The 371-nt window shown below is 29.4% G+C and carries 1 protein-coding gene; it reads right to left on the reverse strand.

Features of this window, described 5'->3' with window-relative positions; all coding sequences use genetic code 11:
- On the reverse strand, positions 1–253 hold a 253-nt coding region (locus FUA24_RS05110), incomplete at its 3' end, for a DNA-directed RNA polymerase subunit omega (protein WP_148540296.1).
- Between the last annotated feature and the right edge of the window lie 118 nt (positions 254–371).

Raw genomic sequence — 371 nt, forward strand, 5'->3', positions numbered from 1 at the left:
GTTTAGGTAATTTTTCGTAGAATTTTGAAACCTCAATTTGTTCTTTATTTTCAAAGATTTCTTCAAGGCTATCATTGTAAGTAGCAAATTCCTCTAACTTATCAATAAGCTCTTTTTTAATCTCTGTGTTAATTTGTTCTGCTCTTCTAGCAATAATAGAAATAGACTCATAGATATTGTCTGTAGGCTCATCTACTTGATTTCTATCATAAGTTACTGTGTTAACAGGAGCATTGATTTTTTTTAAATCCATCGTGACTATGTTTAACTTTGTGTGCTATACGTATTTAATTCTTCTTCAACAGCGCTTACCATTTCATTTACTTGCTCGGTATATTTTGAGTTAGCAAACATTTTTTTAAATGAATTAC

It is taken from the genome of Seonamhaeicola marinus (assembly GCF_008085455.1).